The sequence below is a fragment of the Agrococcus sp. ARC_14 genome, from assembly GCF_022436485.1.
Classification (GTDB): domain Bacteria; phylum Actinomycetota; class Actinomycetes; order Actinomycetales; family Microbacteriaceae; genus Agrococcus.
Window position 1 is genome coordinate 106,573 of sequence record NZ_JAKUDO010000001.1, and the last position, 14,586, is coordinate 121,158.

The 14,586-nt window shown below is 70.5% G+C and carries 14 protein-coding genes; 12 read left to right on the forward strand and 2 right to left on the reverse strand.

Annotation, left to right across the window (positions count from 1 at the left end; translation table 11 throughout):
* Positions 1–119 precede the first annotated feature (119 nt).
* The 12 genes from MKD51_RS00540 (at position 120) to MKD51_RS00595 (ending at position 12,234) form a co-directional block, all read left to right on the forward strand.
* On the forward strand, positions 120–1,703 hold the full coding sequence (locus MKD51_RS00540) for an aldehyde dehydrogenase family protein (RefSeq protein ID WP_240236985.1): 1,584 nt from the start codon (positions 120–122) through the stop codon (positions 1,701–1,703).
* A 76-nt stretch (positions 1,704–1,779) separates the two neighbouring features.
* Positions 1,780–2,172 carry a DUF779 domain-containing protein gene (locus MKD51_RS00545; protein WP_240236987.1) on the forward strand — a complete coding sequence of 131 codons (393 nt, stop codon included), beginning with the start codon at positions 1,780–1,782 and terminating at the stop codon, positions 2,170–2,172.
* A gap of 177 nt (positions 2,173–2,349) precedes the next feature.
* Positions 2,350–4,131, forward strand: coding sequence for a cell wall-binding repeat-containing protein (locus MKD51_RS00550; protein WP_240236989.1), 1,782 nt, complete (start codon positions 2,350–2,352; stop codon positions 4,129–4,131).
* Between the two features lie 125 nt (positions 4,132–4,256).
* Positions 4,257–4,970 (forward strand): FCD domain-containing protein, encoded by a 714-nt coding sequence (locus MKD51_RS00555; RefSeq protein WP_240236991.1) that lies wholly within the window; start codon positions 4,257–4,259, stop codon positions 4,968–4,970.
* On the forward strand, positions 4,967–5,845 hold the full coding sequence (locus MKD51_RS00560; protein WP_240236993.1) for an NAD(P)-dependent oxidoreductase: 879 nt from the start codon (positions 4,967–4,969) through the stop codon (positions 5,843–5,845). The genes MKD51_RS00555 and MKD51_RS00560 overlap by 4 nt, the downstream gene beginning before the upstream one ends.
* A 103-nt stretch (positions 5,846–5,948) precedes the next feature.
* Positions 5,949–7,310 (forward strand): MFS transporter, encoded by a 1,362-nt coding sequence (locus MKD51_RS00565; RefSeq protein WP_240236995.1) that lies wholly within the window; start codon positions 5,949–5,951, stop codon positions 7,308–7,310.
* Between the two features lie 68 nt (positions 7,311–7,378).
* On the forward strand, positions 7,379–8,290 hold the full coding sequence (locus tag MKD51_RS00570) for a transketolase (RefSeq protein WP_240240774.1): 912 nt from the start codon (positions 7,379–7,381) through the stop codon (positions 8,288–8,290).
* On the forward strand, positions 8,287–9,297 hold the full coding sequence (locus tag MKD51_RS00575; RefSeq protein ID WP_240236997.1) for a transketolase C-terminal domain-containing protein: 1,011 nt from the start codon (positions 8,287–8,289) through the stop codon (positions 9,295–9,297). Before MKD51_RS00570 ends, MKD51_RS00575 begins: the two co-directional genes overlap by 4 nt.
* A 14-nt stretch (positions 9,298–9,311) precedes the next feature.
* A complete protein-coding gene (locus tag MKD51_RS00580) occupies positions 9,312–9,650 on the forward strand; it encodes an antibiotic biosynthesis monooxygenase (RefSeq protein WP_240236999.1) in 339 nt (112 codons plus the stop codon).
* A 152-nt stretch (positions 9,651–9,802) separates the two neighbouring features.
* Positions 9,803–10,681 carry a sugar phosphate isomerase/epimerase gene (locus MKD51_RS00585; RefSeq protein WP_240237002.1) on the forward strand — a complete coding sequence of 293 codons (879 nt, stop codon included), beginning with the start codon at positions 9,803–9,805 and terminating at the stop codon, positions 10,679–10,681.
* 19 nt (positions 10,682–10,700) lie between these two features.
* Complete coding sequence (locus tag MKD51_RS00590; RefSeq protein WP_240237004.1) at positions 10,701–11,489, forward strand: SDR family NAD(P)-dependent oxidoreductase; 789 nt, start codon at positions 10,701–10,703, stop codon at positions 11,487–11,489.
* A gap of 52 nt (positions 11,490–11,541) precedes the next feature.
* Positions 11,542–12,234, forward strand: a complete 693-nt coding sequence (locus MKD51_RS00595; RefSeq protein ID WP_240237006.1) for a GntR family transcriptional regulator — start codon at positions 11,542–11,544, stop codon at positions 12,232–12,234.
* 9 nt (positions 12,235–12,243) lie between these two features.
* Here the strand turns inward: MKD51_RS00595 and MKD51_RS16260 are convergent, their stop codons facing one another.
* A complete protein-coding gene (locus MKD51_RS16260; protein ID WP_240237008.1) occupies positions 12,244–13,125 on the reverse strand; it encodes an NAD(P)-dependent oxidoreductase in 882 nt (293 codons plus the stop codon).
* A 6-nt stretch (positions 13,126–13,131) separates the two neighbouring features.
* A complete protein-coding gene (locus tag MKD51_RS00605; RefSeq protein ID WP_240237009.1) occupies positions 13,132–14,475 on the reverse strand; it encodes a Gfo/Idh/MocA family oxidoreductase in 1,344 nt (447 codons plus the stop codon).
* Positions 14,476–14,586: the final 111 nt, after the last annotated feature.

Genomic DNA, 14,586 nt, shown 5'->3' on the forward strand with positions numbered 1-14,586 from the left:
GCCTCCGCCCTCAGCTCCACCGCGCAACGGGATGCAACGTGCCCCTGCGTAGCGTGCGCAGCACCGCACCGTCGCGGCTCCCCGTCGCGACGCGTCATGCCGAGTCGAAGGAGACCGCGATGACCATCGTCGAGGACGACATCCAGACCCCGTCCGACGGCACCGGAGCCCAGGGCCCCGCCGTCTACGCCGCGCCGGGCCAGCAGGGCTCCGTCGCCACCTACCGCTCGCGCTACGGCCACTACATCGGCGGCGAGTTCGTCGACCCGGCAAAGGGGCAGTACTTCGAGAACATCACCCCCGTCACCGGCAAGCCCTTCTGCGAAGTCGGCCGCGGCACCAGCGAGGACATCGATCGCGCCGTCGAGACCGCCTGGAAGGCGTTCGAGAGCTGGAAGCACACCAGCCCCACCGAGCGCGCGAACATCCTCAACAAGATCGCGGACCGCATCGAGGCCAATCTCGAGCAGATCGCCGTCGCCGAGACGTGGGAGAACGGCAAGCCGGTGCGCGAGACGCTGGCGGCCGACATTCCGCTCGCCGCCGACCACTTCCGCTACTTCGCGGGCGTGCTGCGCGCGCAGGAGGGCTCGCTCAGCCAGCTCGACGGCGACACCGTGGCCTACCACTTCCACGAGCCGCTCGGCGTGGTCGGCCAGATCATCCCCTGGAACTTCCCGATCCTCATGGCCACCTGGAAGCTCGCCCCCGCGCTCGCCGCCGGCAACTGCGTCGTGCTGAAGCCTGCCGAGCAGACGCCGGCGTCGATCCTGCTGCTCATGGAGCTCATCGGCGACCTCATCCCGCCTGGCGTCGTGAACGTCGTGAACGGCTTCGGCATCGAGGCCGGGGCACCGCTCGCGCAGCACCCCCGCATCCGCAAGGTCGCCTTCACCGGTGAGACGACGACCGGGCGGCTCATCATGCAGTACGCCTCGCAGAACCTCATCCCCGTCACGCTCGAGCTCGGCGGCAAGAGCCCCAACCTGTTCTTCGAGGATGTCGCGCGCGACACGGGCGACAGCTACTACGACAAGGCGCTCGAGGGGTTCACGCTCTTCGCGCTCAACAACGGCGAGGTCTGCACGTGCCCGAGCCGCGCGCTCATCCAGGGCTCGATCTACGACCAGCTGCTGGGCGATGGCCTCGACCGCGTCGCGAAGATCACGCAGGGCAACCCGCTCGACCCGACCACGATGATCGGCGCACAGGCGTCGAACGACCAGCTCGAGAAGATCCTCAGCTACATCGACATCGGCAAGGAGGGTGGCGCGAAGCTGCTCACGGGCGGCGAGCGCGTCGACCTCGGCGGTGACCTCTCCGGCGGCTACTACATCGAGCCGACCGTCTTCGAGGGCACGAACGACATGCGCATCTTCCAGGAGGAGATCTTCGGGCCGGTGCTGTCGGTCACGAAGTTCACCGACTTCGACGATGCCATCTCGATCGCGAACGACACGCTCTACGGCCTGGGTGCCGGTGTCTGGAGCCGCTCTGGCGACATCGCCTACCGGGCGGGCCGCGCGATCGAGGCGGGTCGCGTGTGGACGAACACCTACCACCAATACCCGGCGCACGCGGCCTTCGGCGGCTACAAGCAGTCGGGCATCGGGCGCGAGAACCACCTGAAGATGCTCGAGCACTACCAGCAGACGAAGAACCTGCTGGTCTCCTACGCAGAAAGGCCCATGGGCTTCTTCTGATCAGCCGGCCCGGGCGATCGACGCCCCGTCTCGCCCGGGCCGAACCACCCGCCGCGGCAGCCAAGAGGAGCGCGCCATGACCGCATCCGCCACCCGATCACGCGTCGCGATCACCGCCGACGCAGCAGCCATGGTGCGCCAGCTCACTGCCCAGCACGGACCGCTCATGTTCCACCAGTCGGGCGGATGCTGCGACGGCTCGTCGCCCATGTGCTACCCGATCGGCATGTTCATCACCGGCCCCGGCGACGTGCTGCTCGGCGCCGTCGACGCCGGGCTCGACGACCCGATCGAGATCTACATGTCGACCTCGCAGTTCGAGTACTGGAAGTTCACGCACCTCACGATCGACATCGTGCCCGGCCGCGGCGCCGGCTTCTCGGTCGAAGGCCCGACGGGGATGCGCTTCCTCATCCGGTCACGGATGCTCACCGACGACGAGCTGATGCACTTCGGGCTGGCGGTGTGAGGTGTCTGCCGCACCCGCGCGCCGACCGGCCGGTGTACGGATGCAGCTGCGTCGATAACGTTTCCGCAACAGCACCTTCTTCCGCGGCGAGCGGCCCCCTAGGATCCGAGGTACGGCACCCCAGCGGCTTCTCCCGATCGCGCCGTCCTCTGCTCTCGGGCCCCGCGACAGGTCACCATGCCGACTCCCCTGCTCTCTGCGCAGCGCACCCCGCCGGGCAGGCTGCGCACTGCCACCCTTGCCATCGTCATCGTCGTCGCCACAATGCTGGGGATCGTGGTGGCTCCCACCGTCGCTGCCGCCTCGAGCAGCGCCGTCGTCCGCGCCAACTGGATCGGCGGCAAGGATCTGTACGCGACGAGCGTGCTCATGTCTCAGCAGATGGGCGGAGCCCGCGTGCTCTACCTGGTCTCCGGCGAGTCGGGCGGCGACGCGCTCTCGGTGCCGCCCGCCGCGCGAGCCGAGGGTGCGCACGTGCTCATGGTGCGCCGAGATTCGATCCCTTCGACCGTCGCCACCGAGATCCGACGGCTGAACCCACGCTACGTGCACATCGTCGGCAGCCGCAGCGTGCTCAGCGACCGTCTGTGGGCGGCGACGCGCCAACTGCTGCCGGGTGCGCGCATCAATCGAGTGGGCACGAACGCGGGCGACCGCGTCGACTCTGCCATCGAGCTCTCGCAGCAGATCCGGCACGCGAACGGGCGGCTCGGCGATGTCTTCATCATCGGACGCAACGGCTACTCCGACGGCCTGGCGGCCGGCAATGTCGCCGCGCGGATGGGGGCGGCGGTGTTCCCCGCCATCGGCGACCCGCGGGCCTGGGCGCAACGACTGCTGCCGCACATCCAGGGCCCGCGCAACATTGTCTTCGTCGGCTCGACCTCGGTCCTCCCTGACGACTACCTGCGGGCGCTGCAAGGCGCCGGCCTCGCGCGCAAGGGTGCGGAGTTCTCACGCATCGGCGGCCCCGACCGCTATGCGACGAACGCGCTGATGATCCAGCGGTTCGTGCCCTCCATCGTTGGCAACCGCGCCATCCTCGTCGCCGGCAACGGCCACGGCGACACGATCGGCGCATCCGTCTACGCCGCAGAGGTCGGCTCGGTGCTGATGCTCTCGGGCCGCTTCTGTCATGAGCACACACGCGTGCCCGAGCAGCTGCAGCGTCTCGGCGTCCGGAACGTGACGGGGATCGGCACAAAGTTCTGGATCACGCTCGACGCCCTGCGGCTCACGGTCTGCGATCAGGCTCCAGATGCGCACGTCACGATACAGACGGACGGCGCGACCGGGCACGTCGCCTGGGGTGAGCGGACCACGACGACCTTCACGCTCAGGAACCATGCGAACTTCGGCGTCGAGGTGCCGCTCGAGATGCACTTCGGCACCAACCTGTTCGACAACCGGCTGGAGGCCAGAGGACGCACGATCGCGCGAGGGTCGGGCGAGCTCATGATCGGCCTGTGGCCAGGCGAGACGCTCGAGTTCACCGCCAGCGGCCGCGCCGAGGTGCCTGCGGACGCCTATTCGCGGCGGGTGTCGATCGACGTCATCTTTGATGAGTACCGGTATGTCGACTACACCGAGGTCGATCAGCCGCGCTCGGAGCACGTGCTCCTCGGCACGACGCCCGGCGAGGGCATGCACGGCAGCCAGGTCGTCGGGATGGCAGCGGCCGTGACGAACGTCGGCGACGCCACCGGCAGGCCGAGTGTGCGCATCCGCTACCCCGCCGAGCTCGTGCAGCCGATGCTGCGCTTCAACGGCGACTACTGGCGGTCGTCCCAGGTCGGCTACACGCTGCCGCCGATCGCACCGGGCGAGACCGTGCTCGTCGAGGTGATGGGCATCGCGAGCGGTCCCACGACCGGTGGCGAGTACTCCGTCGTCGTGGAGTTCGTGGGCGTCGGCGAGAGCACCATCCCCTTCACCGTGCTCCCTGCCCCGTCACCCTGAGCGTCCGCGCGGTGCCCTCTCCCATATTGGTCGAACCAATATTGACAAGCAGCGCCCTCGTGCCGTAGCGTGCCGAGCATTGGTCGAACCAATCTGGTCCGACTGCTCAACGGTGAGGGGCCAGCATGCACGAGACGCTCGAGGCGTTCGCCGTCCAGCTGATCGACCTCTCGCATCCCGAGCCCGACGGCTCCCGGCGGCTCATCCCCGAGCGCGAGCTCTGCGCCCGACTCGACGTCAGCCGTGGCGCGCTCCGCGAACGCCTCTCGCAGCTCGAGTCGATCGGCATCCTCGATCGCCGCCAAGGCCACGGCACCTACCTGCAGTCCCCCGGCCCCGACGTCATCCGCACCTACTTCACGACCATGCGCGCGCTCGGCTTCCTCGACTCGAGCGAGATCGCCGAGGCCCGCGAGATGCTCGAGACCGTCGTCACCGTGCAGGCGGCCCGCCGCGCCACCCCCGCCGACGCCGAGCGCCTGCGCACCCTCGTCGACGAGATGGTCGCCTGCACCACCGCCGGCGAGCACGATGCCGCCAGCGAGGCCGACCTCGCCTTCCACGCGGGCCTGTTCCGCATCGTGGACAACCCCGTCTTCACGATGATGCAGTCGGGGCTCGCCTACGCGCTGCAGCAGGCCATGCACGAGCGCCGTGCCGCCGCGCTCGCCGCAGAGCTCCCCGACGCCCACGGCCGCATGGAGACCGACGTCGTGCACTACCCGATCGTCGACGCCATCGCCGCGAACGACCCCGACGCTGCCCGCGCCGCGATCCGCCGCCACTTCGAGATCCACTCCCTCATCACCCTCGAGACCACCAAGGAGGGCTCCGCGTGAGCCACGCATCCGTCACCTTCATCGGCCTGGGCGCCATCGGCACCCCCATGTCGCAGCGCATCGCAGCAGCCGGCTTCGCCGTGACCGGCGTCGACCCCTTCGAGGCCGCCCGCGAGCGCGCCGCCGAGGCGGGCATCGCGGCCGTGGCCTCGATCGCCCAGGCGCCAGCCGACGGCACCGTGGTCGTCATGGTCGCCACCCCCGACCAGCTCGACGCGCTCGTCGACGAGGCGAGCGCCGCATCCGTCGTCGCCGGCCGCACCTGGCTCATCATGTCGACCGTGGGCCCGGATGCGGTGCGTCGCGCAGGCGAGCGCCTCACCTCCCAGGGCGCCACCGTCGTGGACGCCCCGGTCACGGGAGGCGTCGCGCGGGCGGCCACGGGCGAGCTGATCATCTTCGCGTCGGGCGCGCAGGCCGACCTCGAGGGCGTCGCCGAGGTGCTCGCACCGCTCGGCGCCGTGCGCACCGTCGGCGCCGAGCTCGGTCAGGGCCAGGCGATCAAGGTCGTCAACCAGCACCTGTGCTCGGTGCACATCGTGGCGGCCGCCGAGGCGCTCGCGCTGGGCGAGTCGCTCGGCCTCGACAAGGCCGACGTGCTCGACCTCGTCGGCGGCGGCGCTGCCGGCTCGTGGATGCTCGCCGACCGCGGTCCGCGCATGCTGCTGGGCACCGACGCGCCCGTCACCAGCACCGTCGGCATCTTCGTGAAGGATTCCGGCCTCGTCGCCGATGCCGCCGCATCCGTCGGCGCTGACGTGCCGGTGCTCGCCGCAGCCCGCGAGCGCTACCTGCTGGCAGCAGCCGCCGGCCTCGAGCGCCGCGACGACAGCCGGGTCATCGAGACCTACCAACACGAGGCCCCACAGGGCTAGACCCCGGGACGAGACCCCACAGCTCCCCTGCCGGCGCGGCTCTGACGCGCCGCACCGATCGACCGCGCCCGCGGCCGTCCCACCCGCGCTTCGAGGAGGAAGCATGTCCACCACCAGCCCCGCGCCCGCCCAGGGCGCCGAGCAGCTCGAGACCAAGAAGGACAATCCGGTCAAGGTCTCGCTCGCGTCGATGATCGGCACGGCCGTCGAGTCGTACGACTTCTTCATCTACGCGACCGCGTCGGCCACCTACTTCGGCACCGTGTTCTTCGCCACCGACGACCCGATCGTCGGCGCGCTCGCCTCGTTCGCGACGCTCGCGATCGGCTTCCTCTTCCGCCCGCTCGGCGGCTATCTCGCCGGCCACTTCGGCGACCGCATCGGCCGCAAGCGCATCCTCATCTGGTCGCTCGTGGTGATGGGCATCGTGACCACCGCCATCGGCATCCTGCCGACCTTCGCGATGGTCGGCATCCTTGCACCGATCCTGCTCATCATGCTGCGCATCGTGCAGGGCGTCGCCTACGGCGCGGAGTGGGGCGGTGCCGTGCTGATGGCCGTCGAGCACGCCCCTGCGCGCCGCCGCGGCTTCTTCGGCGCGCTGCCCCAGATCGGCATCCCCGCGGGCCTGCTGCTGGCCAACGGCGTGATCCTCCTGACCGCCGGACTGCCCGGCGACTGGGCGTGGCGGGTGCCGTTCCTGCTCGCGAGCGTCATGGTCATCATCGGCCTGTTCATCCGCCTGCGCGTCGCCGAGAGCCCCGAGTTCGAGACCGTGCAGCAGCAGGACGGTGTGCTCAAGCAGCCCGCGCTCGAGACCCTCAAGAAGGATTGGCCGATCATCCTGCGCATCATCGGCCTCCGTCTGGCAGAGACCGGCGGCTACTACGTCACGACCGCGTTCACCGTCACCTACGTCGGCCTCGCCGTGATCAGCGAGAGCTCGAACGTGCTGATCGGCACGTTGGTCGGCAGCGCGATCGGCCTCGTCAGCCACCTCGCGTTCGGCGCGCTCAGCGACCGCATCGGCCGCAAGAAGGTGTTCCTGATCGGCTCGATCTTCACGATCGCGTTCGGCATCCCGATGTTCCTGATGATCAACACCGGCTCGCTCGTGATGATCGTGGTCGCGATCGCGCTCTCGCTCGTGCTCAGCCACGACCCGATCTTCGCCGTCGAGTCGAGCTGGTTCTCGGAGCTCTTCCCCGCGAACCGACGCACCTCCGGCATCTCGCTCGGCTACAACGGCGCCGCGATCGTCGCCGGCTGCCTGCCCTTCATCGCCACGGCGGTCTACGGATGGGTCGGATGGATCGGCGTCGGACTGCTGTTCTCGGCGCTCGGCGTCATCTCGACGCTCGTGGGGCTCACCGTGCGCGAGACCGCCCCGCGGGTGATCGGCACCGCGACCGACGAGCGCGCCGCGATCGTCACCCCGGCAGAGCAGCAGGAGGTGCTCACGTGAGCCTCGCACAGCCTGCGACGACCGCACCCCGCACGGCCGGCCACGTCGGCCGCACCCGCGCCGAGCGCATCCGAGCCATCTCCGAGGCGGCCTACCGCGCCCGCCACCACGCCATCGACATGGGCGAGGTGCAGGGGCAGGGCTACGTCGGGCAGGCGCTCGGTGCGGCCGACATGATGGCGGCCGTCTACGCCGACCAGCTGCGCTACGACCCAGCCGACCCCGAGTGGGCGGGGCGCGACCGCTTCCTGCTCTCGACCGGTCACTACGCGATCGGCCTGTACGCGGCGCTCGCAGAGGCAGGCATCGTGCCCGTCGACGAGCTCGTCACCTATGCGTCTGACGACTCGCGGCTGCCGATGTCGGGCATGGCCTCGTACACCCCGGGCATGGAGATCTCAGGCGGCTCGCTCGGCCACGGCCTGACGGTCGCGGTCGGCATGGCGCTCGGCATGCGACTGCAGGGGCAGACCGAGCAGCGCGTGATCAACTTCCTCTCCGACGGCGAGCTCGACGAGGGCTCCACCTGGGAGGCAGCGATGGGAGCCGCCCACCACAGGCTCGGCAACCTCACCGCGCTCGTCGACATGAACGCGCTGCAGGCCGACGGCCCGACCAGCACCGTGCTGCGCATCGAGCCCGTCGAGGCGAAGTGGCGCGCGTTCGGCTGGCACGTCGTGCGCATCGACGGCAACGACGCGGGCGCGCTGGCGGATGCGTTCGACGCGTGCCGAGCGCACGTCGCGCCCGAGGGTCAGCCGCAGGTGATCATCTGCGACACGAAGGTCGGCAAGGGCGTGCCGCTGCTGGAGGAGCGCGAGAAGGCGCACTTCATGCGCATCGAGGAGCAGGAGTGGCCGATCTGCCGCGCGCAGCTCACCGCTGGCCACGAGCCTGCCGGAGACACCGAGCAGTCAGCAGGTGCCGAGCAGTCAGCAAGCGCCGAGCAGTCACCAAGCGCCGAGGAGGCCGCACGATGACGACCACCACCACCCCGCCCCGCTTCGAGCGCAAGGGTCCGAGCACGAGCGCGATGATCGCGTCCATCGCCGATCCCGACCAGCGCACCACCGCTGCCCCCTTCGGACACGCGCTCGCGCAGCTGGCCGAGACCGACCAGCGCGTGGTCGGGCTCACCGCCGACCTCGGCAAGTACACCGACATGCACATCTTCGCGAAGGCCCACCCCGAGCGGTTCTTCCAGATGGGCATGAGCGAGCAGCTGCTCTTCGGCGCGGCCGCCGGCATGGCTGAGACGGGCCTCGTGCCCTTCGCCTCGACCTACTCGGTCTTCGCCGCCCGCCGTGCGTACGACTTCATCGCGCTCGACATCGCCGAGCCGAACCTCAACGTCAACGTGGTCGGCGGCCTGCCGGGCCTCACGACCGGCTACGGCCCGAGCCACCAGGCGACCGAGGACGTGGCGATCTTCCGCGGCCTGCCGAACTTGACGATCGTCGACCCGTGCGACGCGATCGACATCGCGCAGGCCGTGCCGCAGCTCGCGGCCCACGAGGGCCCGACCTACCTGCGCCTGCTGCGCGGCAAGGTGCCGACGGTGCTCGACGAGTACGACTACACGTTCGAGCTCGGCAAGGCCAAGGTGCTGCGCGGCGGCGCCGACGTCGTCTTCGTGTCGTCGGGCCTCATGACCATGCGTGCGCTGCAGGCGGCGGATGCGCTGGCGGCCCACAAGGTCGACGTGGCGGTCGTGCACGCTCCCACCATCAAGCCGTTCGACGCCGAGACCGTGCTCGCAGAGCTCGACACCCCGCGCCTGGCGGTGACGCTCGAGAACCACACGGTGGTCGGCGGGCTGTTCGAGACGGTGGCGGCTGCGGCCGCCCGCAGGGGCCTCGGCCGGCGGATCGTGCCGATCGGGCTCCCGGATGCGTTCCTGGACGCGGGCGCGCTGCCCACGCTGCACGACCGCTACGGTCTGACGAAGGACCGCATCGTCGAGACCGTCCTGCGCGAGCTCGGCTGAACAGGAGCGACGACATGACCGAACCCATCACACCCGACGAGGCGCTCGTCGTCACGGCGACCTTCCGGCCGGTGGAGGGCGCGCGCGAGCGTGTGCTCGCCGCCATGGAGCGCGTCATCCCGCGTGTGCACGAGGAGGCGGGCTGCAACCTCTACGCGATCCAGGAGGCCGAGGACGGCACGATCATCATGATCGAGCATTGGGATTCCGCCGCCCTGCTCGACGAGCACGGCGCCGGCGTGCCGGTCGCGGAGTTCAACGCAGAGCTCGAGGGGCTGCTCGCCAGCCCCGTCGAGGTGACGCGCTACACGCCGATCCCGATCGGCGGGCGCAAGGGCGTCGTGCTGGGCTGACGCTGCGCTGCGCGAAGAGGGGCTGCCTGCGGGCGGCCCCTCTTCGCGTGCGTGGCCCACGCACGGGAACTTTTCCTGTTGATTGTCAACAGTTCAACGTCATACACTGGTGGCGGCGCCGCCGAGTCGCGACGGCGCGGGAGGAGACATCGATGTCGCTACCCAGCAGGCTGGGGTGCTCGACGATCACGTTCCAGCACCTGTCGCTGGCGGACGCGCTCGTCGAGATCGCCGCACTCGGCGCGACCGAGATCGACCTCGGCGCGCTGCCCGGCGTCTGCGATCACGTGCCCTTCGACCTCGACGATGCCGCCATCGCTCGCGTCGTCGCAGCGGTCACCGCCTCCGGCCTGCGCGTCCGCAGCGTCAACGGCGACATCGGCGATCTCAACGACCCGGCTGCCGACGAGCTCGCCCGCGCGCAGCACCTCGACCGCTTGCTGCGGCTGTCGGCGGCGATCGGCGCCGACGCGCTCGTGCTCCCCTGCGGCGCGCTCGACCACGCGCCGATCACCGACGAGCGATCCGATCTCGATCGCGTCGCCTACGCTCTCGCCACCGCCGCCGATGCCGCACACCTCCGCGGTGTCGAGCTCTGGATCGAGTCGCTGCACTTCCTGCGCTTCAGCTGGAGCCGCGAGCGCGCCGACGCCCTGCACGCGCGGCTCGACGCCGCCGGCGCCCGGGTCGGCATCGTGCTCGACGTCGCCCACGTCACCGCAGCTGGCGACAGCATCGCCCAGACCGTCGCCGACTGGCAGGGCCGCATCACCCACGTGCACCTGCGCGACGCGGTACGCGGCGACTTCAGTCGCCGCATCGGCGAGGGCGAGGTCGACTTCGCCGCCGCCTTCGACGCCCTGACGGAGATCGGCTACTCGGGCGGCTTCTCCCTCGAGCAGCCCACCCGCGCCTACGTCGATGACGCCACCGCCGTCGCCGGCGACGATCGCCGCGTCGAGCTCGCCTCCATCGCCGACCGATCCCTCACCCGCCTGCGCGACGCGATGGCCGCGTCGCTGCACCAGTGACGAGACTGAAGGAGCTTCCATGACCGACCCCACCGCATCCGCCCCGCAGCGCACTGCTGTCGTCACCGGTGCCGCCTCAGAGCGCGGCATCGGCATGGCCGTGGCCGACCGCTACGCCCGCGAGGGCTGGGCGGTCGTGATCCTCGACCTCGACGGCGAGCGCTCCGCGCAGGTCGCCGCCGAGATCGGCGCACGGCACGGCGTGCCCGCGTTCGGCACCGTCGTCGACGTCGCCGACGAGGCCAAGGTGCTCGCCGCCCATGCTGCCGTGCAGGCCGAGGTCGACGCAGGCCGCCTGCCGCTGGTCGGCGCGCTCGCCAACATCGCCGGCATCACATCCCCCGTGCCCTTCCTCGAGACCACGCTCGCGCTCTGGAACACCGTGATGGCCGTCAACGCCACCGGCACCTACCTCGTGACGAAGGCGTTCCTGCCGGGGATGCTTGACGCCGGCTGGGGCCGCATCGTCACCATGTCGTCGGTCTCGGCGCAGCGCGGCGGCGGCGTGTTCGGCAAGGTGCCCTATTCGGCTGCGAAGGCAGCGATCCTGGGCTTCACCAAGGCGCTCGCGCGCGAGATCGCCGACTCGGGCGTGACGATCAACTCCGTCACGCCGGGCGCGGCCGACACCAACATCCGCGTCGGCTCGACGGCGGAATCCGAGGCTCGGCTCGCCGCCGACATCCCGATCGGCCGGGTCGCGACCACCGACGAGATCGCTGCAGTCTTCAGCTTCCTCTCCAGCGCCGATGCCTCCTACCTCCAGGGCACGAACATCGACATCAACGGCGCAAGCCACCTCCACTGATGGCCCGGAGCATGCACATGAACTCGACGATCGTTCAGGTACGGTGACAGCCATGGCTATCGACGCCCAGTTCTCCTCGCTCGGCGCCATCGAGCGCGTCACCCGGCGCGAGCTCATCCTCGACCGGCTCCGCGAGGCGGTGACGACCGGCGAGCTCGCCCAGGGCACCCACTTGGGCGAGACCGAGCTCAGCGCGTCGCTCGGTGTCTCCCGCGGCACGCTGCGCGAGGCGCTGCGGCACCTCGAGGAGGAGGGGCTGCTGACGAAGGATGCGCGCGGCCGGCTCTCGGTGCGGGTCGTCACGACCGCTGAGGTGCGCGACATCTTCGACGTGCGCTTCGCCCTCGAGGCCCTCGCCATCGATGCCGTGTGCCAGCGCGACGATCTCGACACCGTGATCGAGACGCTCCGCGCGGCTCTCGAGCGCATGGTCCAGAGCGAGCGGGGCCCGATCGCCGACCAGGTGGCCGCCGACCTCGCGTTCCATGAGTCCATCTGCATCGCCAGCGGCAATCACACGCTCGTCGAGTCGTGGCGCCGAGTGAGCGGCCTCGCCCGCGCGGTCATCACTGCCGCCGGCCGCGACACCGCCATCGCCAACATGGCTGCCGAGCGCCACGCTCCGATCGTCGACGCAATCGCCACGGGCGATGCCGACGCGGCGCGGGCCGTGCTGCGCGAGCACAACAGCTCGGCCCGCGAGGCGATCGTCGGCAGGCTCGAGGACGCCGAAGCGCGCGCCTGACGCGCACGCTCAATCCCTCAGCACCTGCCGGTAGACGCCGCTGTGATCGAGGCCGCCGTCGCCGGCAGCAGAGGCCGCCTCGAACATCGCGAGCGCCGTCTCAGCAGCACGCAGGCGCAGGCCCGCGGCAGCCGCCGCCTGCTGCGCGTAGCGCAGATCCTTCACCTGGTAGTCGATCGTGCCGCCGGCCTCGAACGCCTCGTCGATCCAGTGGTGGCGCTTCTGCCGCAGCACCTCGCTGCCGGCCAGGCCCGAGCCAAGCGCGTCGGCGAGCACCGCGGCGTCGATGCCGCTCGCGCGCGCGAGCGCGAAGGCCTCCGACAGCGCCGTCACCGACTCCGCCACGACCAGCTGGTTGCAGAGCTTCGCGGTCGCGCCTGCGCCGACCGGTCCCATGCGCGTGACCCGGCTGGCGCACGGCTCGAGCACGGCGGCCACCTCGGCCGCCTGCGCGTCGGTGCCGCCGACGAAGATGCTCAGCCGCCCCGCTGCCGCGCCCAGCACGCCGCCCGACATGGGCGCATCCACGACCTCTACTCCCTGCTCGGCCAGCTCCGCCGCCAGCTCCCGCAGCGCCACCGCAGAGACCGTGCCCATGACGACGAGCATCGGGCGGGCGACGGATGCGTCACGCCAGCCCGCGAGCAGGCCGTCGGGGCCTGCGAGGATCGCGCGCACCTCCGGCAGATCGGGCAGCACGGTCAGCACCACCTCGGCGGCCGCGCCAGCGGGCGTCGGTGCGACCGTGATCGAGGCGGCCTCCGCAGCCAGCGCGTGCGCCCGCGGCACGCTCCGGTTGTGCACCGTGAGCGCGCCGCGAGCGGCCAGCAGACGGGCCATCGGCAGGCCCATCGCCCCCAGCCCGATGAGGCTGAGCGAGCGCGTCGTCACTGGCGCCTAGTGCGCGACGGCTGCCGCGAGCGCCTCGGTCTCGCGCCGCAGCTCGATCGCCTGGGCGAGCGAGTCGTCGACCTCGACGTCGGACCAGCGCACGCTCTCGCCCTGTGCGATGTCGCGCTTGAGCGGCACGTGGTGCGCGAGCGCCACCGGCAGGTAGCCCTCGGCCACCGAGGTGCGGGCCGAGACGAGCTTGCCGTAGACCGCGAAGCCGCCCTCGCCGTCGAGCGTGTCGCCCGCGGCCAGATCCTTCTTGGCCGTCGCCACCACATCCGCCGTGAACCCCACAGCCGTGCCCGTCGCGACGCCGCGCAGCACAGCATTGGCGATCGAGACGTTCAGCTCGAGCCCGACGTAGTGGTACGGCCGGTAGAGCGCCGCGTACTGCCCCGTGGGGTCTGGATGCCACGGGTACTCCTGGAAGCACTCGGCGACGTAGGCGTTCGTGGCCTTGACCACGACGAAGACGCCCTCCTGCGTGTTGTGGGGAATCCAGTCGCCCTCGCGGGTGTAGCTCGACATCACGTCGACGGTGCCCTTGTGCGCGAGCACGCCACCCACCTCCTTCGGACGGCAGACGGTCGCGATCTCCTCGAGGTTGCCGGGCGTGAACGAGATGCCCTCATCGCTCGGCACGAGCGCTGAGGCGTTGGCGACGGCGGCCATCTCGATCGCGGCCTTCGTGCCGTCGCGGAACGAGGTGTGCATGTATGGGTTGAGCTGGCCCGACTGCTTCAGCTCGTCCGAGAACTCCCAGTGGTCCCACACGTTGTCGGGGTTCATCTGGTTGTAGCCGGGCAGGTACTTCGCGCCCTTGCCGGCGCAGACCACCTCGAAGCCCGAGGTGCGCGCCCAGTCGATGAGCTCCCAGATGAGCGCCGGCTGATCGCCGAAGGCCATCGAGTAGACGACCCCGGCCTGCTTGGCGCGCTGCGCGAGCGCGGGGCCAGCCAGCGCATCCGCCTCGACCGTGACCATCATCACGTGCTTGCCGGTCTCGATCGCGGCGAGCGCGTGCTTGATGCCGACGATCGGGTTGCCGGTCGCCTCGACGATCACGTCGATGTCGGTGCGGAACAGCTCCATGGCGTCGGCGATGACCGCCGTCTTGCCTTCGGCGAGCTCATCGACCGAGTCGACGATGGCGTCCTCCGGCCAGTCGACTCGGGCCAACGACTCACGGGCTCTTGCGGTGTTGATGTCGGCGATCGCGGCGACGCGCACACCGGGGATGTTGCGCGCCTGTGCCAGGTACATGGTGCCGAAGCGGCCGGAGCCGATCAGCCCGACCGTGATCGGCTTGCCCTGTGCTTCGCGCTCCTTGAGCAGCTCGTGCAGGTTCATGGGTGTCTCCTTGGAGTGGGCACGCTGGCGCGCAGCGTGGGGTTGGTGGGCCGCGCAGCCTGGGTGTGCGGCGCGGAGTGGGGTGTGGTGGCGGGGCCCGCTCGGGGCAAG

What these genes read in the sequence shown, in the direction of transcription:
- MKD51_RS00595 (WP_240237006.1), top strand. Translation starts at nt 11,542, where the DNA reads ATGGCTATCGACGCCCAGTTCTCCTCGCTCGGCGCCATCGAGCGCGTC.
- MKD51_RS00580 (WP_240236999.1), top strand. Translation starts at nt 9,312, where the DNA reads ATGACCGAACCCATCACACCCGACGAGGCGCTCGTCGTCACGGCGACC.
- MKD51_RS00555 (WP_240236991.1), top strand. Translation starts at nt 4,257, where the DNA reads ATGCACGAGACGCTCGAGGCGTTCGCCGTCCAGCTGATCGACCTCTCG.
- MKD51_RS00590 (WP_240237004.1), top strand. Translation starts at nt 10,701, where the DNA reads ATGACCGACCCCACCGCATCCGCCCCGCAGCGCACTGCTGTCGTCACC.
- MKD51_RS00585 (WP_240237002.1), top strand. Translation starts at nt 9,803, where the DNA reads ATGTCGCTACCCAGCAGGCTGGGGTGCTCGACGATCACGTTCCAGCAC.
- MKD51_RS00545 (WP_240236987.1), top strand. Translation starts at nt 1,780, where the DNA reads ATGACCGCATCCGCCACCCGATCACGCGTCGCGATCACCGCCGACGCA.
- MKD51_RS00565 (WP_240236995.1), top strand. Translation starts at nt 5,949, where the DNA reads ATGTCCACCACCAGCCCCGCGCCCGCCCAGGGCGCCGAGCAGCTCGAG.
- MKD51_RS00550 (WP_240236989.1), top strand. Translation starts at nt 2,350, where the DNA reads ATGCCGACTCCCCTGCTCTCTGCGCAGCGCACCCCGCCGGGCAGGCTG.
- MKD51_RS00605 (WP_240237009.1), bottom strand. Translation starts at nt 14,475, where the DNA reads ATGAACCTGCACGAGCTGCTCAAGGAGCGCGAAGCACAGGGCAAGCCG.
- MKD51_RS00575 (WP_240236997.1), top strand. Translation starts at nt 8,287, where the DNA reads ATGACGACCACCACCACCCCGCCCCGCTTCGAGCGCAAGGGTCCGAGC.
- MKD51_RS00540 (WP_240236985.1), top strand. Translation starts at nt 120, where the DNA reads ATGACCATCGTCGAGGACGACATCCAGACCCCGTCCGACGGCACCGGA.